We start from the raw sequence: 26852 nt of genomic DNA, 5'->3' as shown, positions 1-26852 counted from the left end.
ATGATACGCCATCGCTTTCCATCTTCGATTTAAGAGCCAAAGCAAGACGTTTGTCCTCACAACACGGCATCAAGATGATTATAGTCGACTACCTTCAATTGATGACCGCAGGCGGAAGCAACGGCAAAGGCGGCGGAAATCGTGAACAAGAAATCTCTACCATTTCACGTAACTTAAAAGCTTTAGCCAAAGAATTAGAAGTGCCCGTAATTGCGTTATCCCAATTATCGCGTGCCGTTGAAACACGTGGTTCAAGTAAAAGACCATTGTTATCTGACTTACGTGAATCCGGTGCGATTGAGCAAGATGCCGATATCGTATCGTTTATCTACCGACCGGAATACTACAAAATTGATGAATGGGATGACGACGAACAATCACCAACTGCCGGTCAGGCCGAGTTTATTATCGCCAAACACAGAAATGGTTCCTTAGAAAATATACGTCTGAAATTTATCGGAAACCTAGGTAAGTTTGACAACTTAGAAGAATATGGTGGCGGTTTTGACGATTTACCTTCGAAAATGAACCACGATGACAATCCGTTTATGACGAAGAACTTACCATCGCCTAATGAAGCTTTCGGAAGCAATATCAACAATGACGACGACAGTGACGTTCCTTTTTAAAAATACCATCCCGATTAATCTCGGGATTTTTTTATGATTTAGTTCACAGTAAATCTATTATCTTTGGATTTAAATATTGCCTCTAATGTTTAAGAAATCACTCTACATATTCATCCTATTGCTTTCCTTTTCCGTAAAGGCAAATTTTATATTGTTACCAATGGATGAGGTTTCCCAAAAAAACCATCTCAAAGCATACGGAATCACTTATTGGGCTCTAGACAAACAATACAAAGCGAGTTGGTTATTGAACTACCGCGGCGGTTCTTTTTTATTACCCGATGTAGCCGAAATTCGCAAAGAATGTCAAATTAGAGGTGTGAGTTTTGAAGTCCTTTCTGATGGAGAAATGCAATCGGTTTTGGAAGAAATTTCGAGTCCGTCACAAAATATGGAAACGGTTGTTTTAGAAAAAGCACCCAAGATTGCAGTCTATTCGCCACCGGGAAAACAACCTTGGGACGATGCGGTAACAATGGTTTTAACTTATGCCGAAATTCCGTTTAAAGTCGTATATGACGAAGAAGTATTGGGCGACCAATTGATTTTATACGATTGGCTCCATTTGCACCACGAGGATTTCACCGGACAATACGGGAAATTTTATGGTGCGTATAGAAATGCGCCTTGGTATATAGAACAAAAGAAAGATGCGGAAGCTTTGGCCGCCAAATTAGGTTTTCTTAAAGTGTCGACAGAGAAATTGGCTGTGGCCAAAAAAATACGCGACTTCGTAATCGGTGGCGGTTTTATGTTTGCGATGTGTTCGGCGACGGATAGTTTTGATATTGCGCTTTCTGCGGAAGGTGTGGATATTTGTGAACCGATGTTTGACGGCGACAATAGTGATGCCAATTACCAATCTCAAATAGATTACAACAAAACGTTTGCCTTCAAGAATTTTATTTTAGACCGAAAACCGGAACACTATGAGTTCTCGGACATTGATATGACGGAGAAACGCCGAATTCCGTTTGAAAAAGATTATTTTACCTTAATGGAATTCTCTGCCAAATGGGATGTGATTCCGAGTATGTTGTGCCAAAATCATACGCAATTGGTCAAAGGTTTTATGGGACAAACCACTTCTTTCGACAGTAATTTGATTAAATCTAATGTGTTGACTTTAGGTAAAAATGAGTTGAACGATGAAGCACGTTACATTCATGGACAAAAAGGAAAAGGATTCTTTACGTTCTATGGTGGACATGATCCTGAGGATTACCAGCATAGAGTAGGTGACGAACCAACGGTACTCGACCTACATCCAACTTCACCGGGATTCCGATTGATATTGAATAATGTTTTGTTTCCGGCAGCGAGAAAAAAACCGCAGAAAACCTAATGTATAAATCTTAAATAAGAAATCCCAAACCTGCCTGCCGGCAGGCAGGTTCCAAAGATTATTGTTCAAGTTTGGGATTTTTTTTAGCCCCGATTGGAGCGGCATCCTTTTTCGTGTTCTCGATACGCAGTTGTCACCAGACTCGAACTAACGAAAAAGATATAGCGGAAAGCGGGATTAGCTCCTACTTATTATTATCAATCACATAGTTCAAAACTTTTTGAATCAAATGCACTCGGTCTTTACCGGTTACGTTGTGTTTGTGCATTGGGTAAGGGAAATAATCGACTTGTTTTCCGGCTTCTACGAATTTTTTGACCAAAGATAAATTGTGTTGTTCAACAACCACATCATCGTTGGTTCCGTGAATTAGAAGCAGTTTGCCTTTTAGATTCTTTACGTAATTGTAAACAGTAGTTTCTTCAAATCCTTTTGGGTTTTCTGTTGGTGTGTCCATGTAACGCTCGCCGTACATCACTTCGTACCATTTCCAGTCGATTACCGGTCCGCCAGCAACGCCTACTTTAAACGTATCGGCTTTGCGTAACATTAAAGAAGTCGTCATGAATCCGCCGTAACTCCATCCGTGAACTGCCAAGCGATTGCCGTCAACGTAAGGCAATGATTTTAAATAATCGACACCTTTTAATTGGTCGTCCATTTCGTTGGTGCCTAAATTACCATGGATAATGCTTTCAAAAGCAAAACCTCTGTTGTCAGAACCGCGATTGTCTACTGTGAAAACCAAATAGCCTTGTTCGGCCATCCAATACATCCATAAATTGGCACCGTCTAAATAGGAATTGGTAATCATTTGAGCATGTGGTCCGCCGTAAACGTAAACTAAAACCGGGTATTTTTTGGTTGGGTCAAAGTTACTCGGCTTAATCAAGCGCGTGTATAAATCGGTTGTTCCTTCAGCAGATTTGATGGTTTTGATTTCGGCAGTTCCGATTTCGTAACCATCGTATTTATTTTTACTCACCAAAAGTGTTTTGGCTTTCAAACTTTTGTCATACAATAACGATTTAGATGGCGTATCGTGATTCGAAAATTCGTCAAAAAACCAGTTGCCCTCACTACTCGGAATCACATTGTGAACGCCTTGGTCTTTGGTGATAAGTGTTTGTTTGCCTTTTAAATCGACTTTATAAACCAACATGTTCGTCGGATTTGGACCGGTGGCTTTGAAATAAATTTCGGTTCCGGCAGTGTTGGTACCAATGATATCGCGTACTACAAATTGGTTATTGGTCAACTGCTTGATTAATTTTCCTTCGATAGAGTAGTAGTACATATTAGGGAAACCATCTTTTTCGCTAAACCAGACGAAGTTGTTGGATTTCGCATTCGGGAAGAAAGCATCGTGTTCCGGCTCAACCCAACGTGGATTTTTTTCGTTTAAAATATTTCTGATGAAAGCACCTGTATTGGCATCATACAAATTCAGATTCATATCATTTTGGCCTCGATTTAATTCGGCAATCAAAATGTATTTTTCATCCGGTGTCCAAGACAAGTTGGTTAAATAGTCGTCTTGGTTTCCTCTTGGCGTAATGAATACTGTTTTTTGGGTGGCCAAATTGTAAATGCCAACGCGTGGTTTTTCACTTTTTTGTCCAATCATCGGATATTTGATGTTGACCAATTGGGCAGGTGTTTCATTGATGTTTAGTAATGGATAATCGGCTACTTCTGTTTCGTCTTTTTGGTAGAAAGCCAAATAAGAAGCTTTTGGCGACCAGAAAATACCGTTACTAATGCCGAATTCGTTACGTGCAATAGATTGTCCTGATACGATTCCTTTGTTGGTTTCATTGGTTACCGCAACTTTTTCACCTTTACTGTTTAGGAAGTACAAATTGTTTCCTTCGGTAAAAGCCAAGTTTACTTTATTATTATCGAACGTATTGTTTTCAGCAGTTTCCGGTGCTTTTTGAGTGAGCTTACCGCTTTTAGTAGTTAAGTTGTAAGTGTAATATTTACCATTTTCAGCTATCATGAAGTTGTTTGCGTCAACCCATTGTAAACCAAAGAAGTTTCTCAATTTGGTTCCCAAAGCGGTATTCAAGTCAGCCAAAGTAACCAATTCAGTTGCAGCATCGTCAGTAGTAGAAGCCGATTTCATTTTGGTCCATGTATCCGTGTAGAATACGTATTTATTGGTGTTCGGAATCCATTGAAAACCGGTTAAACCATCGGCTCTGAAGGCACGACCTTGTTGTAAAACCGATTCTTCAAGTGTAATTTTTTTAAGTTGTCCTACAGCTGTTGTGGCAACAAAACATAGCAATGCCACGAATATTTTTTTGTTCATAAGGTTGAAATTTAGCGCCGTAAATGTATAAAAAAAGGATAATCTTTTTTTAAAATTATCCTTTGTTTATGATGTCATTAACGATTTTCAAATGGTGGTTTGTGTGCAGTTTTAAAAACCAAATAGTTGTTTTTAAGTTTAAATCGCCAAAAAACGGATGCGTGAAATAACTTTTTGGAGGAAGATTTTCCAACTCGGCGATATTTTTTCTGGCTTGTTCGAGTTTGGCTTTTAAGTCTTCCATTGATGCAACTTCAAGTGGGTTAACAGCTTTTGGTGCTCTGACTTTGCCTCTTGGAATCTTGTTTGTGATTTGAATATAGACCCGAATCCATTTGAATTTCCATTTGTAATTTTCAGGATTGGAAATTTTCATTTGTTCGACAACACCGTTAATAACCAATAAACTATGGTCTAATTGCCAACCAATGGTAGATTGTGAAACCTTATCATTTACTTTTTCGTGATGAGGAATGTGGCTTTCGATTTGGTTGAGAATATCTTGAAGTCGTTTCATTTCTTTAGGGTTTAAAAAATCCCAAAAACCTATTGGAAATTGGGATTCATTATTTTAGAATTTAATTTTAAATATTTCCATCCTCATTTTCTTTGTCCAAGTATTCCTGAACGATGTCAATGGCGTTGGTTACCACGTCGCTTAAAGCCGTAATGAAAGTGCCGTCTTGCGCGCTGTTGATGGCGTGTTTGATGGCTTCAACTTCTTTGGCAATGATTTCATGTGTAACAGTTCTGCCCGAAGCGTTGATGCCTTCCATAATTAAACCGATAATTTCCTCTTCTGTTCTGCCGCGTAGGTATTTTTCTTGTCGAATGATGATATGATCAAACATGCGAGCGGCGATGGTGGCACATTCTCTGATGTCTTCGTCTCTTCGGTCACCAACTCCGGCAATGATTCCGATTTTCTTAGTGGCATCTACTGAGGTTAAAAATTCTTCAACACCTTTATAGCCTGATGGATTGTGGGCAAAATCGATTAATACTTTGAATTTCTTAAACTCAAAAATATTCATACGACCCGGAGTTTGCGCCGCACTCGGAATAAACGTTTGCAATGACAAACTAATATCTTCGGTTTTGAATCCTTGTAAATAAGCGGCTAAAGTGGCAGCAAGTGCATTGGCAATCATGAATTTCGCTTTTCCGCCCAAAGTCAACGGCACATGTGTAGCACGTTCCACTCTGATTTTCCATTCGCCTTTTTTGATGGTGATATAACCGTTTTCGTAAACGGCAACCACTTTTCCTTCTTTGGCAAATTGCTGTACTTTCGGATTGTTTTCGTCCATACTGAAATAGGCGATGTTGCAGCTCAACTCGTTCGCGATTTTCAAACATTGTTCGTCTTCGGCGTTTAAAATGGCCCAACCGTCTTTTTTTACGGAACGAACTACAGTCGCTTTTACGCGAGCTAAATCGTCTAAAGTGTGAATGTCGGCCAAACCTAAATGGTCTTCTTGTATGTTGGTTATAATCGCAATATCACAACGACTGAAGCCTAAACCGGAGCGTAAAATTCCGCCGCGAGCGGTTTCCAATACGGCAAATTCTACCGTTGGATCTTTCAAAATATATTCGGCCGAAAGTGGTCCGGTCGTGTCGCCTTTCTCCATCATGTGGTTTTGCACATAGATTCCGTCGGAAGTCGTGAAACCTACTTTATAACCGTTATTTTTTACAATGTGTGCTAATAATCGGGTAGTGGTGGTTTTTCCGTTGGTTCCCGTTACGGCTATAATCGGAATGCGACTTGGTTTTCCCGGAGGATAAAGCATGTCGATTACCGGAGCGGCAACGTTTCTTGGCAAACCTTCGCTTGGCGCCAAGTGCATACGGAAACCCGGAGCAGCATTGACTTCCAAAATACAACCGCCGTTTTCTTTTAAGGGTTGGGTTAAATTTTCCGCCATAATATCAACACCACAAATGTCTAAGCCGATTACACGAGAAATACGTTCACAAAGGAAAATATTTTCCGGATGCATCATATCGGTAACATCAATAGAAGTTCCGCCGGTGCTTAAGTTGGCTGTTGATTTTAGATAAACGATTTCGCCATTTTTGGGTACAGAATCAACGGTATAGTTTAGTTTTTCTAGTAAGTCTAAAGTATCTCGATCGACGTCGATTTGGGTTAAGACATTTTCGTGTCCGTAACCGCGTCTTTGGTCTTTATTGGTTTCTTCGATTAAAGTTTGAATGGTGTCTTTTCCGTTGCCGACTACGTGTGCCGGTTCTCTTTTGGCTGCTGCGACCAATTTGTTATCAATCACCAAAACCCTGAAATCGAAACCGGTGATGAATTTTTCTACAATGACTCTTCGGCTGTATTTTTGCGCGTATTCTAATCCGGCAACGGCATCTTCCCAAGTTACTACATTAATAGAAGCGCCTTTTCCGTGATTACCGTCTAAAGGTTTGATTACGATTGGGTAACCAATTTTTTTGATGGTTGTTTCTAAATCTTCTTCGTCTACACAAATACCGCCATTGGCTACCGGGATGGAGGCCAAGTCTAACATGCGTTTGGTTTGTTCTTTGTTACAAGCGATGTCAACCGCTATGCTGCTGGTTTTACAAGTGATAGTGGCTTGAAAACGCATTTGGTTTACACCGTAACCTAATTGTACTAGTGAATTTGTCCCCAATCTTATCCAAGGAATATCACGGGCAACGGCTTCATCTACTATACTTCCTGTTGATGGTCCGAGACGGACACGCTCACGGATTTCACGCATTTTTTGGATATCGCCTTCTACATCGTATTCAGTTCCGGCAATTAGAGCTTCGGCTATGGCTACTGAGCTTTCGGCGGCGAACATGCCGACGTTTTCTTCGGTATAGCTGAAGACTACATTGTATATTCCCGGAGTTTTGGTTTCACGAGTTCTTCCGAAACCGGTTTCCATGCCGGCTAGGGTTTGAATTTCTAAAGCGATGTGTTCAATAACATGTCCCATCCAAGTACCGCGTTCGATTCTGGAGAAAAATCCGCCACGCGTTCCTTCTGAACAACGGTGTTCTATCATGGTAGGAAACATGGCTTCAATGCGTTCGCGAAAACCTTCGATTTTATTGGTTGGAAATTGTTCCATTTCTTCTAAATCCAAGCGCATTTGGATTAATTTTTTGCGTTGTACACTCCAGATGTTTGGGCCGCGTAATGCTTGTATTTTTAGAATCTTCATGTTTTGGAATAGTTTGTAATGTTAATAGGTAATGATTTTGTTAAAAATAGGAAATATTTGTTTTTGGTCGCTACTTTTTTTGCAGAAAAGCTAAAAAGATGTTTTTGCCCAAAGTGTTTTGTTTTTGGGGTGTTGATTTTCAGGTTTTTAAAATGACTGATACAAAAGACAAAACCTATCTAGCCCCGATATTAGCGGCTACCATGTAGCGCGAATAGCGGGAAAAGGGACAACAAGAAAGCGCAAGCCTTTACGCTTCTGTAATAAAATCGGCTATTTTTTGGTACAATTCTTTGTCGTGCATGCTGTGGCCTAAGCCTTGGGTTTCGATGTATGTTGAATTTTTCCAAGTGGAAGCATAATGTCTGCCTTCTTCAACGAGGATGACGGTGTCATGGATATCGTGGGCAATGATGGCTTTTTGCGGGAAGTTTTTGGCGAACAGGTGTCCGGCAAACTCATTAATATGAATATTGAATTTTTCCTGATAATGTTTCTCCAAAAGGTTTTTCATTTTGTTGTTCAGGCTCAAGATATCGACAAAGTTGTCGCTTAATTTTTTGAAACTTGATGGCGCGCCAAGTAAAACGATTTTCTCAATGTGGTCGTTGGGATATTTGTGCAAATAATAAGTAATCGCCGCGCCGCCGATGGAGTGACCGATGAGTGTTTTTGGGTTGTGTTTTTGTGTCAAAACGTGAATGAATTCGGCATAACGTGGTGCGTTGAATTCTTTGCCCGAGCTTAATCCGTGACCCGGTGCATCGATGGAGATGATGGTTTTGCCTAAGGGTTTTAGTTGGTTCAAAAGCTTTTTCCAGCGTGAGGCATTGCTTTCCCAGCCGTGAAGTAAAAGGATAATTTCCTCAGAACCTTGCCAAATGTAGGTTTGGAAATCTTCGCCGTCGTAATGCAAGGTTTCCTGTTGGGCATTCTGCAATGTTTTAGGTAGTTTGCCGTTTTTGATTTTTCCTTTTCGGGGTTGGCTGAAAATGGCGTAGGCGATTTGTTTTGCTTTTTCCGGAAAGAAATAACTGATTAGGTTGATGTAGAGTCCAACCGATTTGGTGATTAAAAAATACTGGATTTTCTTCATAAAAAAATCCCGAATGAATCGGGATTAATTATTATAGGTGAGCAAATAATTTTTGCATTTTCTCTCTTTCCTCGTCTGCTAATGAAGCGTCTACTAAGATTCTTCCTGAGTGCTCATCGGTGATGATTTTTTTGCGAGCGGCGATTTCTACTTGGGTTTGTGGTGGAATCGTAAAGAACGAACCAGCCGAAGCACCACGCTCAATTGATACTACTGCTAAACCGTTGCGAACGCTTGAACGGATTCTTTTGTAGGCTGCCAATAATCTTTCTTCGATTTGTCCTTCATACTCGGCTGATTTTTCCATTAAGAAGCTTTCTTCTTTTTGGGTTTCGGCCATGATGTCGTTCAATTCTGCTTTTTTATGTTTTAAGTGAGAAGATTTTTGGTCTAAACGCTCTTTTGAACTGGCAATTACTTCTTTTTTGTGATCGATAGAAGCTTTCAATTCTTTGATTTGTTTTTCAGCCAATTGAATTTCCAATTCTTGGAATTCTACTTCTTTAGTCAGAGAGTTGAATTCTCTGTTGTTGCGAACATTTTTTTGTTGTTCGGTGTATTTTTTGATGGCCGCTTGATGCTCTTCGATGGCACTTTTTTTGGTTTTGATTTGCTCTTCGATAGCTACCAAATCGCTTTTTAATTTATCTAAACGAGTGCTCAAACCAGTAACTTCATCTTCTAAATCTTCCACTTCTAAAGGTAATTCTCCTCTAACGTTTCTGATTTCATCAATTCTTGTATCTATGATTTGTAAGTCGTAGATAGCTCTTAATTTGTCTTCAACACTTAGTTCTTTTGTAGTCGCCATATTTTATAAGTACTTAACTGGATTTGTATTTTCTTCCGAAAAAATGATTGCAAAATTAAGGATTTTTTTCTTAAGAAAATCAACAATATAATTTTTTGTAAATCTTTCGCTTTCAAAGTGTCCGATATCAGCTAAAACGATTTGATTTTCAGCTTCGTAAAAGTTGTGGTACTTCAAATCGGCGGTCAGAAAAATATCGGCTCCGGCTTGTTTGGCATTGCTAATTGCAAAGCTTCCCGAACCGCCAAGTACGGCTACTTTCTTTATTGGTTTTCCTAACAATTCGCTATGACGAATACTTCCGCATTGCATTTTATCTTTGACAAAGGCTAAGAAGTCTTTTTCACTCATTGGTTTTTCGAGTTCGCCTATCATGCCGAGACCGATATTTTGATGGTGATTTTGCAATTCGTAGATTTCGTAAGCGACTTCTTCGTAAACATGATTGGTGAATAAGGCTTTCAAGACTTTAGATTGCAAATGTTTTTCAAAAGTGACTTCGATTTTGATTTCTTCATTTTCCACAAATTCGAAGCGATTCCCAATTTCAGGATTGCTGTCTTCGTTGCCCATGTAGGTTCCAATGCCTTTAGAATTGAAACTACAATCTTCGTAATTGCCAATCTTTCCGGCTCCGGCGTCGAATAGCGCGTTGCGTAAAGTTTCAACATTTTCGGGAATGGTATAGGTTACGAGTTTTTGGATGAAATTCTTTTTGGGAACCAAAATCTTGGTTTGGGTCAAGCCCAAAGCATCACAGAAGATTTTATTCACGCCGTGTTTGTGATTGTCCAAAGCCGTATGAACCGCATAAATGGCGATGTCGTTTTTGATGGCTTTTAAAACCGCGCGCTCGACATAATTTTTACCCGTAATTTTCGTCAAACCTGAGAATATAATAGGATGGAAGCAAACGACCAAGTTGCATTTTTTAGCAATCGCTTCATCGATTAAATTTTCTAAAGCGTCGTGGCAAACTAAGATTCCTGTGGCTTCTGCGTTGGCATCACCAACGAGTAAACCAACATTGTCAAAGTCTTCAGCATAAGCCAAAGGCGCCATTTCTTCTAAAACTGAGAGTATTTCTTTAATCTTCATATTTTTTTATTTGCTAACTGAATACTTTGACTGCGACTGAAAACTAACTAAGTTGCCCATTCGTTTAAATATTCTTTAATAATCCATGTGTCGTTTACTTTTTCTAATAGTAAAAATCGACCGCTATTGTGTTCGATACTTCTGTAAAAAGCGACTTTTACTAAGGCATATTGGTTTTTGGCAAAGTAAATCGGTTTGTTAATAATGAGCAAACGCTGGTTGTTTTCGCCGTATTGTTTGGATACTTCTTGAAATTCTTCCAAAGACAGACACGCATTGACTTTACTTTTCAAATATTGGTTCTGATTGTCAAACAAGACATTGTATTCTTTTGACCAATCTTCGTTGATGCCGATTATGATTTGCTTTTTGATTTCGCTTGCATTTTTTTTCAATAAATCATTTCCTGAAATTACTTCTAATACTTCTTCGTTATTTGGTGCTTTTCCGCAATAGAAATTTAGAAGTTGAAGTCTGCCTTTGGCTATGACTTTTTCGTTTTTGTAATATTTATTGAAAATGATTTTCAAAATAGCCGTATTGTCAGCTTCTTGCGAAAAAGACAGTGGTGTGAGGAAGAGAAACGATAAAAGAAAATGCAGGCTGAGTAGTTTCATTAGTTATTGGAACCGTAATATTTTCATTCAAAGATAAAAAATCGTTACTTTCGTACTATGATTTTGTTGCGAAAATTACTTTTTCCTTTGGCCATTCTGTATGGCATTATCACTTCTGTTAGAAATTATCTTTACGATAAAGGTATACTAAAATCGTATTCTTTCGACATTCCGGTGATTGCCGTTGGTAATCTCAGTGTTGGCGGCACCGGGAAAACACCCCAAATTGAATATTTGATTCGGTTGCTTTCGCCACATTATAAAGTTGCTACTTTGAGTCGAGGATACAAGAGAAAATCGGAAGGTTTTATTTTGGCGGATGCCAATACTAATGTGGCAATTCTCGGAGACGAACCGTTTCAGTATTTTCAAAAGTTTCCACAGATACAAGTCGCAGTCGACGCCGACCGACGTAATGGTATCACTCAATTATTGGCACAAAAAGATAAGCCCGAAGTGATTTTACTCGATGACGCTTTCCAACACCGAAAAGTAAAAGCCGGATTTTATATTCTCTTGACTTCTTATGATGATTTGTTTTGCGACGATTTTATGTTGCCCACAGGAAATCTTAGAGAAAGTAGGAGTGGTGCTAAAAGAGCAAATCTTATAATTGTCACCAAATGTCCGTCGAACATGACGGAACTTGCACAGGAAAATATCAAAAGGAAGATTGGTTTGGATTTACCTATTTTCTTCAGCTTTGTTGATTATGATGATAAGGTTTATAACAAAACCAGTAGTTTAGAAGTCGGTGAAGTCAAATTACAAGAAAAATTATTGTTGGCCGGAATTGCTAAGCCGAAACCGTTTTTTGATTATTTGCAATCAGGGAATGATTTGGTTATGACTTTTGCCGACCATCATCATTTTACCGAAAGCGATATTTTAAACATCAAAAGCCAAGCAGTCGATAAAATTATCGTGACAACCGAAAAGGATTTTGTTCGACTTATGACTCATAATTTTAGTGGAAAATTGTATTATTTACCTATAAAATCCAAATTTATTTCCAGGCAAGACCAATTTGATACACTTGTATTGAAAGCAATGCAACTATAACCAAAATGCTTTTATAATGCCATAAAGTGAGGTTATTATGATTAGTACTCCAACCATGGTCATTAGTGATTTTCGGGATATTTTTTTGGTAAAATAAGCACCGAGAGGCGCAGCCACAATGCCACCTACAATTAACCCCAATATGATTTGCCAACTTTGGATTCCTGCAAAATAAATTAGAATTCCGGCACTTACATAAGTGATAAAAAATTCGGCAGTATTTACTGTTCCGATGACAATATTGGGTGTGTTTCCTTTGTTGATTAAATTTGAAGTCACAATCGGACCCCAACCACCGCCGCCAATCGAATCCAGGAATGCACCAAACAGCGCCAAATAGGGAGCATTTTTTATGTTTTTTTCATGGTTGATTTGGTTAGCAAATGCTTTTTTAAGGATTATAATTCCTAAAACCAATAAGTAAATCATAATATAAGGTTTGATGAAATCGCCATCAATGATATTTCCCAAAAGATAGGAGCCAATGGCCGAACTTATAACGCCCGGAATAACTAATTTGAAAAAAAGTGTTTTGTCAAAATTCCCAAATTTAATGTGCGACAAACCAGAAACACCTGTGGTAAAAACCTCTGCGGTATGTACAGCTGCTGAGGCTACTTTAGGCGAAAGACCGGTACTTAACAGTAAAGTGTTTGAAGTTACACCATAAGCCATTCCCAGTGCACCATCTACAATTTGCGCCAAGAAACCGGCCAATACAAACCATAAAAAGGTTTGGTCAAAAGTTAAATCCTCAGGCTTTGCCTCGGGTAAATATTTTATAACTACAATGGCAATTAATGAAAGTTTTAACAGCACAATAAAAATTCCGATGTGTCTTAGTCTTATTCTTTTCATGGTTTATGGTGGTTTATTTTGTTTTCTTGATTAATTCTAGAAAGTTGAAAGTCAGTTCGAGATAAACGAAGTCTGAGTCGGAAGCATAATTTCCGTTTAACACCATTTGTTGGTTTTGCACAAATTCTTCCGTGATAAAATGGGAGTATCCAATGTTGGTTTCGAGATATTTTACAGGGTAGAATCGAATTCTGCAATCGAAATTATGACCGAGATAACTGCCACTTTGGCCTGTTAAATCTCGATTATTTGCGGTTCCGCCTAATAGATTATTAAAGCGGTCTGTTTTGCTGGCCAGCCAATAAAAATTGTAACCGGTATCTACTTTTACCAAAGTGTTTTTAATTTTTGACTGGAATTCCAGTTTGATTTTGGGCGCAATAATATTTTCCATGATGATATAGTCATCGGCTGACCACGGACGAGCAAAACCGAAGAACCTTTCAAATCGATTACTTTCGTTATCATTAGGATTTTTATCACCGCTTGCATAACCTATGAAAGCGCTTAGCCTTGGTTTATATTTAGTTTTTTGGAAGGTGTATCCTATTTCTGCAGTGGCAGCATACGCTTTTTGTGTTTTGTGATTGTCAGTGCCAAATTGATGTATGCCGGTGACATCATAGTTAAAACCGGTGCTTTTTATCCAACCATACAATCGAAGTCCCAGACTTTGTATGTTTCTGGATTTATTTCCATTGGCTATTGCAGCCTCTTGCTTTAAGGACAAATAATAAGGTTCAATAGTAATGATGTTTGACCATTTTCGCCAATGCCCGATAATGGCACTGAACTCTTGGTTAGTATCGGGTTTGTCATAGTCGTTAATATCTCTCAGGATTGGATTTAAAAGCAAAAAATCCATTTGCCAATCGTTTTTATCCTGACCAATTTGCATTCTGAAACCTCTGAAATTATTGGTAGTATTACGCCACTGATTGGTAGCAATCAATCTTCGGTCTACCATTTCCATAGCCATTCTTCCGTATCTGAGGAAAGTGGGGCGTTTATTGCCTAAAGCATCTTTGGGTAATATTTTATCGAAATAGATTTCGGCATAAGCTTGTATGATATCGGTAGGATTGACATCTCTGTTGTCGGGAGCGTAATTTCCATTGTTTCTTCTGGAATCTCCAAATTCAATTGCGCCTCTAAAGGGATCAAGAATATTAATTATTCCAATATAGGCGCGCGTTTTAAAAAGTAAAAGATAATCATTACTGTAAGTATCCGTTCTTCGAATATCATTATGACGCCATTCTGAACGCATTCTGGAATATAAACCAAGGTTTAGCCAATTGGATTTAGAAGATTTGTCGCCGTTTATTTCACTGTAATTCAATACATAGTTTTGAGGTTCGGTTTCTCTTTTGGTTCCGAAGCTTTCTGCTTCAACGTAATAGGAAAGGCGAAGGTCTTTTTCTTTCACTATCTTTTTTACAAGCGTATCTGTTTGGGAAAACAGCATTGTGGGTGCGGCTAAAAAAAGCAATAAAAGCAACTTCTTTCTTTTGATCATTTGGCTTTATTTTTTTCAAAAATATAAAACATATAATTCCTATCAAATATATATGATATAAATTTTAAAAAAAAAATCTAAATCGAATTCAGTTCTTCAATAGTTTTATTAAGAATCGGTAACATTTCGTTTCTCAATTGGCCAAATAATTTTCTTATTTTACAAGTTTCTTCGTCATCAACACATTCATTGCATTTGCTGTAAAAATTTTCAGAAACACAAGGAATTAAGGCAATTGGACCATCAATTAACCGAATGATTTCGGCTACTGTAATTGAATTGGATTCTTTTAAAAAACTATAACCGCCTTCAGGACCACGTGAACTTTTTAGAATTTTGTGTTGTCTTAAATCACGCAATATGGTTTCTAAAAATTTATAAGGAATTCGTTCTTGTTCGGCTATAACTTTGGCTGAAATAGGTGTGGAAGTCTTATTTTGATGTAAATAAATAAGCGTTTTTATAGCGTATTTGGCTTTTTTAGAGAGCATAAATGTTGGGTTTACTTCAAAAGAGTTCCTTTTGGGATGCTCAAAAATAAGCTATTTTTCATCAAGTTAAAAAAACTATTCATGATAAAAGTCATAATCGATTGATAGCATTTAGTTTTACTTTGTTCAAAAATCAATGGGCAATTATAGTAGTATTGCTTTAAAGTTTTTTAATATTGTTAGTCTTAAAAATAAATAATTTATAAAATTCAAATCCATGTGGGAACTTGTACAAGAAACCGTTAATTATATTAAGAATAAAACCAATTTTACACCTGAATACGGTGTGATTTTAGGTTCCGGATTAGGCAGTTTTACCGATGATATTAAAGTTGAATTTACTTTGCCTTATCATGAAATCCCGAACTTTCCGGTGTCAACGGTTGAAGGTCACAAAGGCGCTCTGGTTTTTGGTACTTTAGGCAATAAAAAAGTCGTGGCCATGCAAGGCAGATTTCATTATTATGAAGGATATTCGATGCAGGAAGTTACGTTTCCGGTTAGAGTGATGAAATATATTGGTGTAACCAAATTGATTGTTTCCAATGCTTCCGGTGGTGTGAATCCGAATTATAAAGTGGGTTCTATCGCCATTATTACTGACCATATCAATATGATGCCTGAACATCCTTTGAGAGGGAAAAACGATAGCCGTTTCGGACCGCGTTTTGTCAATATGAATGAGCCTTACAGCCCGAATATGATTGCGAAAATTAAAGAGATTGCCAAAGCTTCTGCTATTGAAGTCCATGATGGCGTTTATCTTGGTTTGCAAGGACCAACTTTTGAAACCTTACACGAGTATAAGATGGTCAAAGTTTTGGGCGCTGATTGTGTCGGAATGTCAACCGTTCCCGAAGTAATTGTGGCGCGTCACATGGAATTGGAAACTTTCGGAATTTCGGTGATTACCGATATCGGCAGCGAAGAACACTTGGAAAGTATCACCCATGAAGAAGTTTTAAAAGCAGCACAAGAAGCGGAACCTAAAGTTAGGCTTTTGATTAAAGAACTGATTTTGCAATACTAAACTAAATTCATAGCAATTACCCGATAGAAATTTTCAGGTTCAAAGGGTTTGGTGATTACATCCGTCATCCCGAAAGACAATAACATTTCTCTATTTTCGTTTAATGAAATAGCCGTTAATGCTATAATAGGCATTTCGGTATTGAATTCGCGAATGTGTTGTGTGGCAATCGTTCCGTTAATTCCGGGTAAGTGGACATCCATTAAAATTAAATCAAAATCATTTTCGGCATTCATTATCGCGATTGATTCTTCTCCATTGTCGATAATTTTACATTTCATGCCTTTGTTTTCCAACATTTTTTTGGTAACCATCTGGTTTATTTTGTTGTCCTCAACAACCAAAACATTTTTACCGGCCAAAACATCATCGGAGTAAGATTTAGGTTTTTCGGGTTTGATTTCCTTACATCCGTTGAGTAAATTGAGTTCAAAAGCAAAAGACGTTCCTACACCAATTTCACTTTTTAAAGTGATTTCGCCACCCAATAAGTCAACTAGTTTTTTTACGATGGTTAATCCCAGACCGGTGCCACCATACTTTCGGTTGATTTCGATGGAACCTTGCGAAAAACTGTCAAAAATAGATTCTTGTTTTTCTTCCGGAATACCGATTCCATTGTCGTTGATGGCAAAATTTATTCGGGAAAAATCACTGCCTTGGTCAACCAATCGGGCAATAACAGTCACTTCACCATTTTTGGTAAACTTTAAAGCATTGTTGATTAGATTGATAAAAATTTGGGAAAGTTTGGTAGGGTCACCCAACAAGATTTCCGGGATGTTTTGGTCAATTTCCAAAGTGAATTTGTTATTGTTTTTGGTGGCAATTTCATTCATTGAGTTTTGAATATTCTGCAACAATTGTTTCAAATTAAAATCGATGTATTCAATTTCAATATTGCTCGAGTCTATTCGATTGATTTCTAATATTTCATTGATAAATGTCAATAAGTAATTCCCTGAAAATTTCAATGAATTCAGATAATGCAATTGGGTTTGCTTCGGGTTGTCTTCTATGAGCAAATGAGTAATACCGTTAATGGCGTTGAGTGGTGTACGCAATTCGTGACTAACCGTTGAAAGGAATTCAGCTCTCGCTTTGGAAGCTTTTTCTGCTTTGTCTTTGGCGATTTCCAATTCTAAGTTTTTTTCTTTTAAAAGGTCGTTTGACCGTGTTCTGATGATGTTGTTTTTATACAATGACAAACTCAAAAGCGACAAAATTGAAATTAGTGAAATGGCCAATATACTAATTAACTTCACGAATTTATTGGTTCTTTTTTGGGCGTCACTTTCTTTAGTCATTTGCACAAGGGCTTTCATTCGTTCGCTTTCTTTGAATTCCTGATAATCATTGGCATCCAATTTTTGTTGACTTGCAGAAGTGAGACTGTCTTTTAAGGCTAAATGTTCTTTTAAATAAGCATGGGATTTTTTTAAATCTAACAATTTTTCATTGGTTCTGCTCAATGAAAGCAAAATAGCTGCTTTTTGGTCAAAGTTTTTACTTCGGTTGTTTAACGCTAAGGAGCGATTGAAATAATTTAGCGCTAAGTTGTTGTGATTTAAATTCTCTTCAATTGACCCCAATTGGTATAAAGCTTCTGCTTTAGTTTTATAGATGTCTTCAATATCGGGTTTTGATATAATCTGATTAAATAATTTTGCGGCCAAATCTGTTTTTCCTTTAGCTTTATACAATATCCCTTTTTGAAGTTTTAAAGGTTCAGAAGCATCAATTTTTAGAATGTTGTATATGGCTTGGGCTTTATTAAAATTGTGTTCAGCCTTTAGAAAGTCATCCAAATTCATGTAACACATTCCCATATTATAATAGCAAATGGCCTGTTGGCTACTAGGTGGTAAAGCGCTTAGTAAGGTTGTGCATTTTGAAAAAACTTCAACGGCATCTTCGTATTTCTTTAGTTCGAAATAAGTTGAACCTAAGGAATAGAAAGCGTCTGATTTTTGTTTGGTATTTCCTTCTGAATCAGCATAATTAATTGCTTTTTGAGAGAAGTAAAGTGACGATTTGTAATTGTTGATTTTTTTGTTAAAATTGACCAAGTCAATGTAGTAAGCCGTGCTATCAAAAGATGCAGTCGCTTTTCGTTGTCCAAAACTATGGGTTTGAAATAGTAATAATAGGAATAACCATCTCATAAATTTGCAGGATTATATAGGATTCAGGACTATAAATGTAGCAAATTTATTTTTTTAACAAAATTATTAGGTCAATAATTCGGGAAGAATAACCTATTTCGTTGTCATACCAACCCACGACTTTTACCATTTTATCAATCACAGAAGTCAGTTGCGCATCAAACAGGCAAGAGTTTTGATTGCCTAAAATATCTACCGAAACAATAGGGTCTTCCGTATAAGCAAGAATTCCCTTTAGGTTAGTTTCTGCGGCGTTTTTGAAAGCCCAATTGATTTCTTCAATACTTACTTGTTTTTTCACATAACAAGTGATATCCGTCAATGAACCATCAGGTACGGGAACCCGAATACCGCTGCCACCAATTTTGCCTTCCATTTTTGGAAAAATTTTGGTCAGAGCTTTGGCTGCTCCGGTTGTGGTAGGAACTATGGACTGACTTGCACCACGAGCGCGACGCAAATCTTTGTGGGGTTGGTCGTGCAGACTTTGGTCAGTAGTGTAGGAGTGAACCGTAGTGATGTAAGCTTGTTCAATGCCACACAATTCGTTAATGACTTGAATCATCGGCGCGGCATTGTTAGTGGTACAACTGGCGTTGGAAACGATTAGCTCTGTACCGTCTAAAATGTTTTCGTTTACGCCTAAAACTACGGTTTTAATTTCCGGGACTTCACTCGGTGCGGAAAGGATTACTCTTTTGGCTCCGGCCAAAATATGCTGGTTGATGTCTTCGAAGGTTTTGTATTTGCCTGTACTTTCTACTACAAAATCAATATGCTCCCATTTTAGGTTACTGATTTCTCTTTCGTGAAAAAAGATATAATGTTTTCCGTCAACTATAATCGAATTTTCATCAAAAGAAACCTCATAAGGCAAAACGCCGTGAATGCTGTCGTACTTGATTAAATGTGCCATTGTGCGATTGTCAGCAATGTCATTAATGGCAACTACTTCAATCGTGGGATGGTTTAAAAGCAATCGGAATAAATTTCTCCCGATTCTTCCGAAACCGTTGATGGCAATTTTTGTCATAAGTCTTAAAGTCTTAAAGTCTTAAAGTCTTAAAGTCTTAAAGTCAATTTTATGTCTTTCGACTTTTGACTTTACGACTTTCGACTATAATATATGTTTTTCCGCATGGTAAGACGAACGCACCAAAGCACCGCTTTCCACATGACGGAAGCCCATTTCCTTACCAATTTTTTCGTATTTCTCGAATTGTTCCGGTCTGATGAATTCTTTTACCGGTAAGTGCTTTTTGCTGGGTTGTAAATATTGACCAATGGTAACGATGTCTACGTCATTATCGCGCAAGTCTTGCATGGTTTGAATGACTTCTTCTTCGGTTTCGCCTAATCCGAGCATGATGCCCGATTTGGTTCTTTTGATACCTTGTTGTTTTAAGTATTTCAACACGGCCAAACTTCGGTCATATTTTGCCTGAATTCTAACCTCACGAGTCAATCTGCGAACGGTTTCTACGTTGTGGGAAACTACTTCAGGATTGGCTTCAACAATTCTGTCAATGATTCTTTCTACACCTTGAAAATCGGGGATAAGCGTTTCTAAAGTGGTTTGCGGATTCATTCTGCGGATGGCTTGTACGGTTTCGAACCAAATAATCGAACCCATATCTTTCAAATCATCGCGGTCAACGCTGGTGATTACGGCATGTTTGATTTTCATGATTTTAATCGAACGCGCTACTTTTTCGGGTTCGTCCCAATCAACGGTTTCGGGTCTGCCGGTTTTTACGCCGCAAAATCCACACGAACGCGTACAGATATTTCCCAAAATCATAAAGGTGGCTGTGCCTTCGCCCCAACATTCGCCCATATTAGGACAACTGCCCGAAGTACAAATAGTGTTAAGCTTGTATTTATCGACCAAACCACGTAGTTCGGTATATTTTTGACCGATAGGCAATTTGACTTTTAGCCATTTGGGTTTACCGATTGGTTGGTTGCTTTCTAGTACTGATTCCATAATTGCAATTTACGAGGTGCAAAGATACAAAGGTTGGATTTAGAATATAGAATTTTGGATTCCAAAATTGTTGTTAAAAAGAGGATTTTTTCACTCCACAAAATCCATATGCCTATTATGAGTTTCGCTGATGGTCAAAGTGGAATATATGCCCAAAGCAAATGCAATCAAACCTACAATTGCAGCCGAGATAATCACCGAATTGGTTTGCTTCAAATAGTCGAATCCTATTAACATGATTGGCACTGTGCCGCGAACCATATTCGGAATACTAGTCGCTGCCGTACTTCTCATGTTGGTGCCAAATTGTTCTGCAGAAACCGTAACAAACATGGCCCAAAAACCGCAACCTAAGCCAATCCAGCCACAATAAAAATAATACATGTTTTCGGTTTTATGACCGCTGAAAAGGAGCAAAGCCACACCAATCAAAGTAAATAATAACATATAAAGAATGGTTTTTTTTCGCGAATGCAAAGCATGTGAAATAAAACCGCTCGAGAAATCACCGACAGAAGTTGTAATATATGCCCACATAATCGCTTTTCCGGGGTCGATGGAAGTGATGCCCATTTCGGGAGCAAATTGGTTGGCCATAAAGACCAGGATTCCGATGCAATACCAGATAGGAACGCCAATCAGGATGCATTTCAAATATTTGACAAAAAGTATTTTGTTGGTAAAAAAGGCCAAAAAATCACCTCTTTTAACGGAAGTATTTTCTTTAACCGATTGGTACATGCCGCTTTCAGCTACACTGATTCTAAGGACTAACAACATCAATCCCAATACGCCACCGATGAAATAAGCGGTAGTCCAACTTCCGGCCAATTCTACTGTAAATTGGGCTACAACAGCTCCCAATACTCCAAATCCGGCTATAATAGAAGTGCCAATGGCTCGCAATTCTTTGGGTAAAGTTTCGGAAACTAAGGTAATTCCGGCGCCTAATTCTCCGGCCAAACCAATTCCGGCGATAAAGCGCAACCAAGCGTAAATCATTCCTTTGTCTGCAAAATCCATTTGGGGTAAAAAGCCACAGGCAATATTGGCCAATGAATAAACGATTATCGAACCAAACAATACTGAAAGTCTTCCTTTTTTATCGCCATAAACACCCCAAATAATACCACCCAAAACCAATCCAATCATTTGGTAATTGATAATCATGGTGCCAACCGTATCGGCATCTAAGTTCATATCGTTCAAACTGGGAATGCGAACAATACCAAAAAGTAACAAATCATAAATATCCACAAAATAGCCTAATGAGGCAATGACTACGGGAAAACCAAACAAGTGTTTTAATTTTTCCTGACGGGTAAATTGTTGCATTTAAGAGATTTAAACAATAACAATCAAATATATAAGTTTTTTTGCGTGTGCAAACCTTATTTTGGTTTACCTGTTAAATTTTTTACAATAGGGTTTGTTCGTGAACAAATTGGCATATATTTGTATATACAAATGTTGCACTATATGAAGCGTAGTAATTTTATAAAATTAGCAATAGGAGGAACGACAATGATGGCATTAAACCCTTTATACAATTGGTCAAAAGACTTAAAAACAACCGATACTAAACTTCCCGTTTTATTCATTGGTCACGGTTCGCCTATGAATGGCATTGAAGACAATGAGTTTTCAAGAACATGGACCAAATATGGAAAAGAAATTCCCCGACCTAAAGCAGTTTTAGTAGTTTCCGCACATTGGTTAACCAACGGAACGCATATTACCGCCATGGAAAATCCGAAAACCATACACGATTTTGGCGGATTTCCTCAAGCTTTATTTGATGTGCAATATCCGGCAAAAGGAAGTCCGGAATTGGCTCAAGAGACTTCCAAATTAATCACATCAACCCAAGTTGAACTCGACCATGATTGGGGTTTAGATCACGGAACTTGGACAGTAGTGCGACACATGTATCCCAATGCCGATATTCCCGTATTGCAATTGAGTATTGATTACACTAAGCCACCACAATACCATTATGATTTGGCCAAAGAATTGGCTTCGCTACGTAAAAAAGGCGTTTTAATTATCGGCAGCGGTAATATGGTGCACAATTTGAGAATGGTGGCTTGGGACAAACTCAACGAACCCGAATTCGGATACGATTGGGCTCATGAAATCAATCAGGTTTTTAAAGACAAAATCACTTTCGGAGATGCTCAATCTTTAATTGCTTACGAAAAGTTAGATAGCGCAGCCAAGTTGGCGATTCCGACACCGGACCATTATTATCCGTTGCTTTATACTTTGGGATTACAAGATAAAACGGATTCAGTAAGTTTCTTCAATGACAAAGCTGTCGGCGGTTCATTGACGATGACTTCGGTTAAAATAGGATAAATAAAAAGGGAAGCTAATCGCTTCCCTTTTTGTTATAAACCTAATGCTTTTTTGGTCTGTGGTTGTAAACCGTCTTTGTGGAGTAATACAGATATGGCTTTTAATTTAAGATAAGAAACACTCATATAAACAAAACCTTCTCTACCTGATTCGGTTCCCCAAGAGTTTTTGACTTTATAATAAACATTTCCTTTTTGGTCTTTGGCTTTGCCTACTATGTGCATCAAATGGTCATCCATAGTGTTGTAATTCTCAAATTCGGTTTGGCGGAAATCAGCAGTAATCTTTTTTTCGGGTTTGATTTCTTCTAATATAGCCACAGTATCTTCAGTTTTTTCAGGAATAACCGCTAATCCGTTTTTACCGGAGAATGTTTTTTCGCTGACATCGCTGTCCAAAGCAAGTGTAAAACCTTTGTTAAGTGCATAATCAATATTTTGAACAAATTCGTCCAAAGGCAAATTATAAAAGGAACCATTGGCAAAGTTGTCAGGAATATTCAAGATAAATTTGGAATAAACGGGTTCATGTGTGAAAGAAGTTATCGTGATATAATCATTCAAATCAATCTTATACTCCGCTGAAATTTTTTGTGCATTGAAAGGCTTTACTTCATCAGCATTGCCCATATATTTTTCTAGAACAGCTTTGTAGTCTTCTTTCCAATTAGCATATTTTGCAGGAGTTAGATCTACGGCTGTTTTAAGAATTTCTTCTAATTCTGCTACCATTTCAGTGTGGTCATATGCCTCATCGGGATTGATTTTTCCTGTAAAATCACTCTCTAAAGCAATACCGTATTTTCGTGCACTGTTGATTACATCGTGGTTTAAACCGCCTTCTCCGAATTGGGCTTTGCCCTGACGCATGACATAATTATCAGCTTTGTCTAAGTAAATGTTTCTCACGTTGTACATTTCAGATAAGTCCACTTTGCTGCCATTTATACGGATAATTTCGGCTTCCAGAAAAGAAGTGGTGGAGAAACTCCAACAAGTTCCGGTGTTTTGTTGGGCGACTACCGGAGTAGCTTCGATGTCTTTAATGATTTGAAAATCATACTTTTGGGAAAAAGTATTTAAACTCAAAAATAATGCGGTAACGGTGATAAAAGTTTTATTCATAAGAATATGTTTGGTGATGAGGTTTAACTCAAAAAATGATTTATTTTTACGCTAAAATAATAGATTTTGTTTGCCGACAATTATTTTTAACTAAAATATAATAATCCCTATAAAGCAAGTTTTGACATGAGCACTATCAATTGGATTACTGCCAAAGAATTTGAAGATATCACCTATAAAAAGTGTGACGGCGTTGCCAGAATAGCATTTAACCGACCGAATGTGCGCAATGCTTTCCGTCCAAAAACAACCAGTGAATTGTACGATGCCTTTTACGATGCCATGGAAGACACTTCTATTGGAGTTGTTTTGCTATCCGGCGAAGGTCCGAGTACCAGAGACGGTATTTGGTCATTTTGCAGTGGTGGAGACCAAAAAGCACGCGGTCATCAAGGCTACGTTGGCGAAGACGGTTATCACCGATTGAATATATTAGAAGTTCAGCGTTTAATTCGTTTTATGCCCAAAGTCGTGATTGCAGTGGTTCCGGGTTGGGCTGTTGGTGGCGGACACAGTTTGCATGTCGTTTGTGACCTGACATTAGCCAGTAAAGAACACGCTATTTTCAAGCAAACCGATGCTGATGTAACGAGTTTTGACGGCGGTTACGGTTCGGCTTATTTGGCCAAAATGGTCGGACAGAAAAAAGCGCGTGAGATTTTCTTTTTAGGTCGAAATTATACTGCGCAAGATGCTTTTGATATGGGCATGGTAAACGCCGTAATTCCGCATGAAGAATTAGAAGATACTGCTTACCAATGGGCACAGGAGATTTTAGAAAAGTCTCCAACGTCTATAAAAATGTTGAAGTTCGCCATGAATTTAACCGATGACGGTATGGTAGGACAACAAGTGTTTGCCGGTGAGGCCACGCGTTTGGCGTATATGACTGATGAAGCTATTGAAGGGCGAAATGCCTTTTTGGAAAAAAGAAAACCGAATTTCGGGAAAAACAAATGGATTCCATAAAAATGAGTGTTCAGTATTTAGTGTTCAGTCATCAGGTTGGATTTATAAAAAAATAATTCTTTGAGATATATATATGGAAAACTTTACCAATGAAATCATTGATACAAAGGCTTTGCCACGGTTTGAAGCGGTTCAATTGTCACCTATCGACCCTAAATATTGGCAAGTGATTTTGATTAGTCTTTCGGGCTTTTTTTTGTTAGGCATAGCCATTATGGTTACTTTGTTTTTTTTGGTGGATGAAGAAATAGAACATAAGCCGCTAATTTTCTCTGCCTACGTAGCTATTTTTGGCATTGCTTTATTGTTGTCACGAATTAGTTTTAAGAAAAAAGCCTATGCTTTCAGAAACCACGATGTGATTTTCAGAAGTGGTATTATTGCCACCAATACAATGGTGATTCCTTATAATCGCGTCCAACACGTAGCGCTTCATGAAGGTTTTATTGCCCGTTTTTTTGGCTTAGCCAAAGTGGAAATTTTTACCGCAGGTGGCGTTTCCAGTGACTTGGAGATTCCGGGGATTGCCAAAGAGGAAGCCGAAAACATCAAGCAATTGCTGATGGGTAAAATTCAAAAACAACTCTAATGGAGGCCAATTTCAATCAGCCGCAACGCCAGTCTTTGGTGGGTGTTTTGGTGATTTTTCTCGAGATGATTTTCCAAGTGCTCAAAGCCACGTGGCCGATTATTGTCATTACTTTATTTAAGGCAAATCCTCAATCTGTCTTTATCGCTTCCTTAACTTTACTCGCTGTAGCGGTTTATTTTGGTGTTTATTCTTTTTTAAAATACCGAAATTTTACGTTCTATATCGATGAAGAAAACGAAGAGTTTATCATTAGTGACGGTATTATTAACAAAACCAAAACGACGATTCAGCTACATAAAATCCAACAGGTAAACATCAAGCAAAATTTGATTCAACGCTTAATCGGCGTTTATGCCTTAGATGTTGACACTGCCGGAAGCGACAAAAAAGAAGGCAATATCAAAGCTATTTCGCATAATTTAGCTTTGGCTTTGAAATCGAAATTATTAGAAAATGAAGGTAAAAAAGCAGTCGTTTCCGTGGAAGATATTGCCGCCGAAAAGACAGAATATAAAGCGATTCCGTTTCTTAAAATCAATTTGGGCAGTTTACTCAAAATCGGAATTACTTCCAACTATGTAAAAAGTGTCGGTTTGATACTGACGTTCTTTTTTACCATTTATGAAAACCTCCACCAAGCCGGTGCAGAGGATGTAATCAGCACAGAAAAACTGGAGGGTTTTGTCGATAGTAACTCGGTTTGGTATTCGGCGCTTGTTTTTGTTTTGATCATGTTCAGCGTAGTTTTTTTAATCAATATTTTGCGCACCATCATTAAGTTTTTCGACTATACTGTTACCAAACAAAAAGGGTCGCTGATGTTGACTTATGGCCTAATCAACACCCAAAGTACGATATTGAAACCCGAGAAAGTGCAGATAGTTAAGATATCAAGTAACTATTTTCAAAAGAAGCTCAATGTGCTGGAAATCAAAATTAGACAAGCCATCAGCAACGAAAAGAAAGACAATAAATCGCTGATTGAAATTCCGGGTTGTAATACGAGGGAACGCGATGAAATTTTAAAATTATTGTTTAAACAATTGCCTGAAAAAGGTATGATGATGCAGCCTAATTTCCGCAGACTGATTTTTTCTGTATTTATCATTATTGTGCTACCTTTAACGGGTTATTATTTGTTTGGGAAATATGGAGAGCCAATAGTGTTTGATTACGCAAATATTGCTGTTTTTTACACTATTTTTATGTCGGTTTTACTGTTTTTCGGATTCCGAAATTACCGTTTGTTTGTCAATGATAACCACATCATCAAACAAAGCGGCGCTTGGGATGTTGACCATGAAATAATTGAAATCGGCAAAATACAAGCCATCACGACTTCGCAGTTGTTTTGGCACAAAAGCCTGAATATTGGTTCGTTGACGATGCACACTGCCGGTGGCAATATTACTTTTCATTTGGGTAAATTTGACAAAATAAACGAATATGTAAACCTTTGGCTGTATGAGATAGAAACCTCTAACAGCAACTGGATGTAGCAATAATATTAGATATTAGATTTGAAATATCAAATATCAAAATCATATCTAATATCTAAAATTTAATATTTAAAAT

The 26852-nt window shown here is 37.9% G+C and carries 23 protein-coding genes; 8 read left to right on the top strand and 15 right to left on the bottom strand.

Annotated elements, in window-relative coordinates; genetic code table 11:
* Both ACK4HO_RS07905 and ACK4HO_RS07900 read left to right on the top strand, forming a co-directional pair.
* Nucleotides 1-629, top strand: a 629-nt coding sequence (locus tag ACK4HO_RS07905) for a replicative DNA helicase (protein ID WP_409664655.1), incomplete at its 5' end; no start/stop codon positions are given.
* Nucleotides 630-714: 85 nt separating this feature from the next.
* Nucleotides 715-1974, top strand: a complete 1260-nt coding sequence (locus tag ACK4HO_RS07900) for an asparagine synthetase B (protein WP_409664653.1) — start codon at nucleotides 715-717, stop codon at nucleotides 1972-1974.
* Between the two features lie 184 nt (nucleotides 1975-2158).
* On the opposite strand, the gene ACK4HO_RS07895 is transcribed toward ACK4HO_RS07900, so the two are convergent.
* The 7 genes from ACK4HO_RS07895 to ACK4HO_RS07865 all read right to left on the bottom strand — a co-directional run bounded on the left by ACK4HO_RS07895 (nucleotide 2159) and on the right by ACK4HO_RS07865 (nucleotide 11122).
* Nucleotides 2159-4291, bottom strand: coding sequence for a DPP IV N-terminal domain-containing protein (locus ACK4HO_RS07895; protein WP_409664652.1), 2133 nt, complete (start codon nucleotides 4289-4291; stop codon nucleotides 2159-2161).
* 55 nt (nucleotides 4292-4346) lie between these two features.
* Nucleotides 4347-4808 carry a DinB family protein gene (locus ACK4HO_RS07890; RefSeq protein ID WP_409664651.1) on the bottom strand — a complete coding sequence of 154 codons (462 nt, stop codon included), beginning with the start codon at nucleotides 4806-4808 and terminating at the stop codon, nucleotides 4347-4349.
* Nucleotides 4809-4875: 67 nt separating this feature from the next.
* Nucleotides 4876-7500 carry a cyanophycin synthetase gene (gene cphA, locus ACK4HO_RS07885; protein WP_409664649.1) on the bottom strand — a complete coding sequence of 875 codons (2625 nt, stop codon included), beginning with the start codon at nucleotides 7498-7500 and terminating at the stop codon, nucleotides 4876-4878.
* A 250-nt stretch (nucleotides 7501-7750) separates the two neighbouring features.
* Nucleotides 7751-8596 (bottom strand): alpha/beta fold hydrolase, encoded by an 846-nt coding sequence (locus ACK4HO_RS07880; RefSeq protein ID WP_409664647.1) that lies wholly within the window; start codon nucleotides 8594-8596, stop codon nucleotides 7751-7753.
* Nucleotides 8597-8627: 31 nt separating this feature from the next.
* Nucleotides 8628-9407, bottom strand: coding sequence for a zinc ribbon domain-containing protein (locus ACK4HO_RS07875; protein ID WP_409664645.1), 780 nt, complete (start codon nucleotides 9405-9407; stop codon nucleotides 8628-8630).
* 3 nt (nucleotides 9408-9410) lie between these two features.
* Nucleotides 9411-10505, bottom strand: coding sequence for a Nif3-like dinuclear metal center hexameric protein (locus tag ACK4HO_RS07870; RefSeq protein ID WP_409664643.1), 1095 nt, complete (start codon nucleotides 10503-10505; stop codon nucleotides 9411-9413).
* Between the two features lie 47 nt (nucleotides 10506-10552).
* The gene (locus ACK4HO_RS07865) at nucleotides 10553-11122 is read right to left on the bottom strand and encodes a hypothetical protein (protein ID WP_409664641.1); all 570 of its coding nucleotides are present in this window, start codon (nucleotides 11120-11122) and stop codon (nucleotides 10553-10555) included.
* A 57-nt stretch (nucleotides 11123-11179) separates the two neighbouring features.
* Here ACK4HO_RS07865 and lpxK point away from each other — a divergent pair, with 57 nt between their 5' ends.
* On the top strand, nucleotides 11180-12184 hold the full coding sequence (gene lpxK, locus ACK4HO_RS07860; protein WP_409664639.1) for a tetraacyldisaccharide 4'-kinase: 1005 nt from the start codon (nucleotides 11180-11182) through the stop codon (nucleotides 12182-12184).
* Here the strand turns inward: lpxK and ACK4HO_RS07855 are convergent.
* From ACK4HO_RS07855 to ACK4HO_RS07845, 3 genes are all read right to left on the bottom strand, one after another.
* Nucleotides 12179-13042 carry a sulfite exporter TauE/SafE family protein gene (locus ACK4HO_RS07855; protein ID WP_409664637.1) on the bottom strand — a complete coding sequence of 288 codons (864 nt, stop codon included), beginning with the start codon at nucleotides 13040-13042 and terminating at the stop codon, nucleotides 12179-12181. The genes lpxK and ACK4HO_RS07855 overlap by 6 nt on opposite strands.
* 13 nt (nucleotides 13043-13055) lie before the next feature.
* Complete coding sequence (locus ACK4HO_RS07850) at nucleotides 13056-14561, bottom strand: alginate export family protein (RefSeq protein WP_409664636.1); 1506 nt, start codon at nucleotides 14559-14561, stop codon at nucleotides 13056-13058.
* Nucleotides 14562-14638: 77 nt separating this feature from the next.
* Nucleotides 14639-15052 carry an RrF2 family transcriptional regulator gene (locus ACK4HO_RS07845; RefSeq protein ID WP_409664634.1) on the bottom strand — a complete coding sequence of 138 codons (414 nt, stop codon included), beginning with the start codon at nucleotides 15050-15052 and terminating at the stop codon, nucleotides 14639-14641.
* 217 nt (nucleotides 15053-15269) lie between these two features.
* On the opposite strand from ACK4HO_RS07845, the gene ACK4HO_RS07840 reads away from it, so the two are divergent.
* Entirely contained in the window at nucleotides 15270-16082 is an 813-nt protein-coding gene (locus tag ACK4HO_RS07840; RefSeq protein ID WP_409664632.1) for a purine-nucleoside phosphorylase, read from the top strand.
* On the opposite strand, the gene ACK4HO_RS07835 is transcribed toward ACK4HO_RS07840, so the two are convergent.
* From ACK4HO_RS07835 to ACK4HO_RS07820, 4 genes are all read right to left on the bottom strand, one after another.
* Complete coding sequence (locus ACK4HO_RS07835) at nucleotides 16079-18247, bottom strand: ATP-binding protein (RefSeq protein WP_409664631.1); 2169 nt, start codon at nucleotides 18245-18247, stop codon at nucleotides 16079-16081. The two genes, ACK4HO_RS07840 and ACK4HO_RS07835, sit on opposite strands and share 4 nt — an antisense overlap.
* A gap of 46 nt (nucleotides 18248-18293) precedes the next feature.
* On the bottom strand, nucleotides 18294-19280 hold the full coding sequence (gene gap / locus ACK4HO_RS07830; protein WP_409664629.1) for a type I glyceraldehyde-3-phosphate dehydrogenase: 987 nt from the start codon (nucleotides 19278-19280) through the stop codon (nucleotides 18294-18296).
* An 84-nt stretch (nucleotides 19281-19364) separates the two neighbouring features.
* Nucleotides 19365-20234, bottom strand: a complete 870-nt coding sequence (lipA, locus tag ACK4HO_RS07825) for a lipoyl synthase (protein ID WP_409664627.1) — start codon at nucleotides 20232-20234, stop codon at nucleotides 19365-19367.
* A gap of 90 nt (nucleotides 20235-20324) precedes the next feature.
* Nucleotides 20325-21569, bottom strand: coding sequence for an MFS transporter (locus ACK4HO_RS07820; protein WP_409664625.1), 1245 nt, complete (start codon nucleotides 21567-21569; stop codon nucleotides 20325-20327).
* Nucleotides 21570-21713: 144 nt separating this feature from the next.
* Between ACK4HO_RS07820 and ygiD the strand changes: the two genes are divergently transcribed.
* Entirely contained in the window at nucleotides 21714-22592 is an 879-nt protein-coding gene (ygiD, locus tag ACK4HO_RS07815) for a 4,5-DOPA dioxygenase extradiol (protein WP_409664623.1), read from the top strand.
* Nucleotides 22593-22624: 32 nt separating this feature from the next.
* Here the strand turns inward: ygiD and ACK4HO_RS07810 are convergent, their stop codons facing one another.
* On the bottom strand, nucleotides 22625-23716 hold the full coding sequence (locus ACK4HO_RS07810; RefSeq protein WP_409664621.1) for a C1 family peptidase: 1092 nt from the start codon (nucleotides 23714-23716) through the stop codon (nucleotides 22625-22627).
* A gap of 126 nt (nucleotides 23717-23842) precedes the next feature.
* On the opposite strand from ACK4HO_RS07810, the gene ACK4HO_RS07805 reads away from it, so the two are divergent.
* The 3 genes from ACK4HO_RS07805 to ACK4HO_RS07795 all read left to right on the top strand — a co-directional run bounded on the left by ACK4HO_RS07805 (nucleotide 23843) and on the right by ACK4HO_RS07795 (nucleotide 26776).
* Entirely contained in the window at nucleotides 23843-24685 is an 843-nt protein-coding gene (locus ACK4HO_RS07805; RefSeq protein ID WP_409664620.1) for a 1,4-dihydroxy-2-naphthoyl-CoA synthase, read from the top strand.
* A gap of 73 nt (nucleotides 24686-24758) precedes the next feature.
* Nucleotides 24759-25274 (top strand): PH domain-containing protein, encoded by a 516-nt coding sequence (locus ACK4HO_RS07800; protein ID WP_409664618.1) that lies wholly within the window; start codon nucleotides 24759-24761, stop codon nucleotides 25272-25274.
* Entirely contained in the window at nucleotides 25274-26776 is a 1503-nt protein-coding gene (locus ACK4HO_RS07795) for a PH domain-containing protein (RefSeq protein WP_409664616.1), read from the top strand. The genes ACK4HO_RS07800 and ACK4HO_RS07795 overlap by 1 nt, the downstream gene beginning before the upstream one ends.
* Nucleotides 26777-26852 lie beyond the last annotated feature (76 nt).

It is taken from the genome of Flavobacterium sp., assembly GCF_046296355.1.
GTDB lineage: Bacteria > Bacteroidota > Bacteroidia > Flavobacteriales > Flavobacteriaceae > Flavobacterium.
The sequence above is the reverse complement of the archived record's forward strand: the minus strand, read 5'-3'. Positions and strand labels throughout refer to the sequence as shown.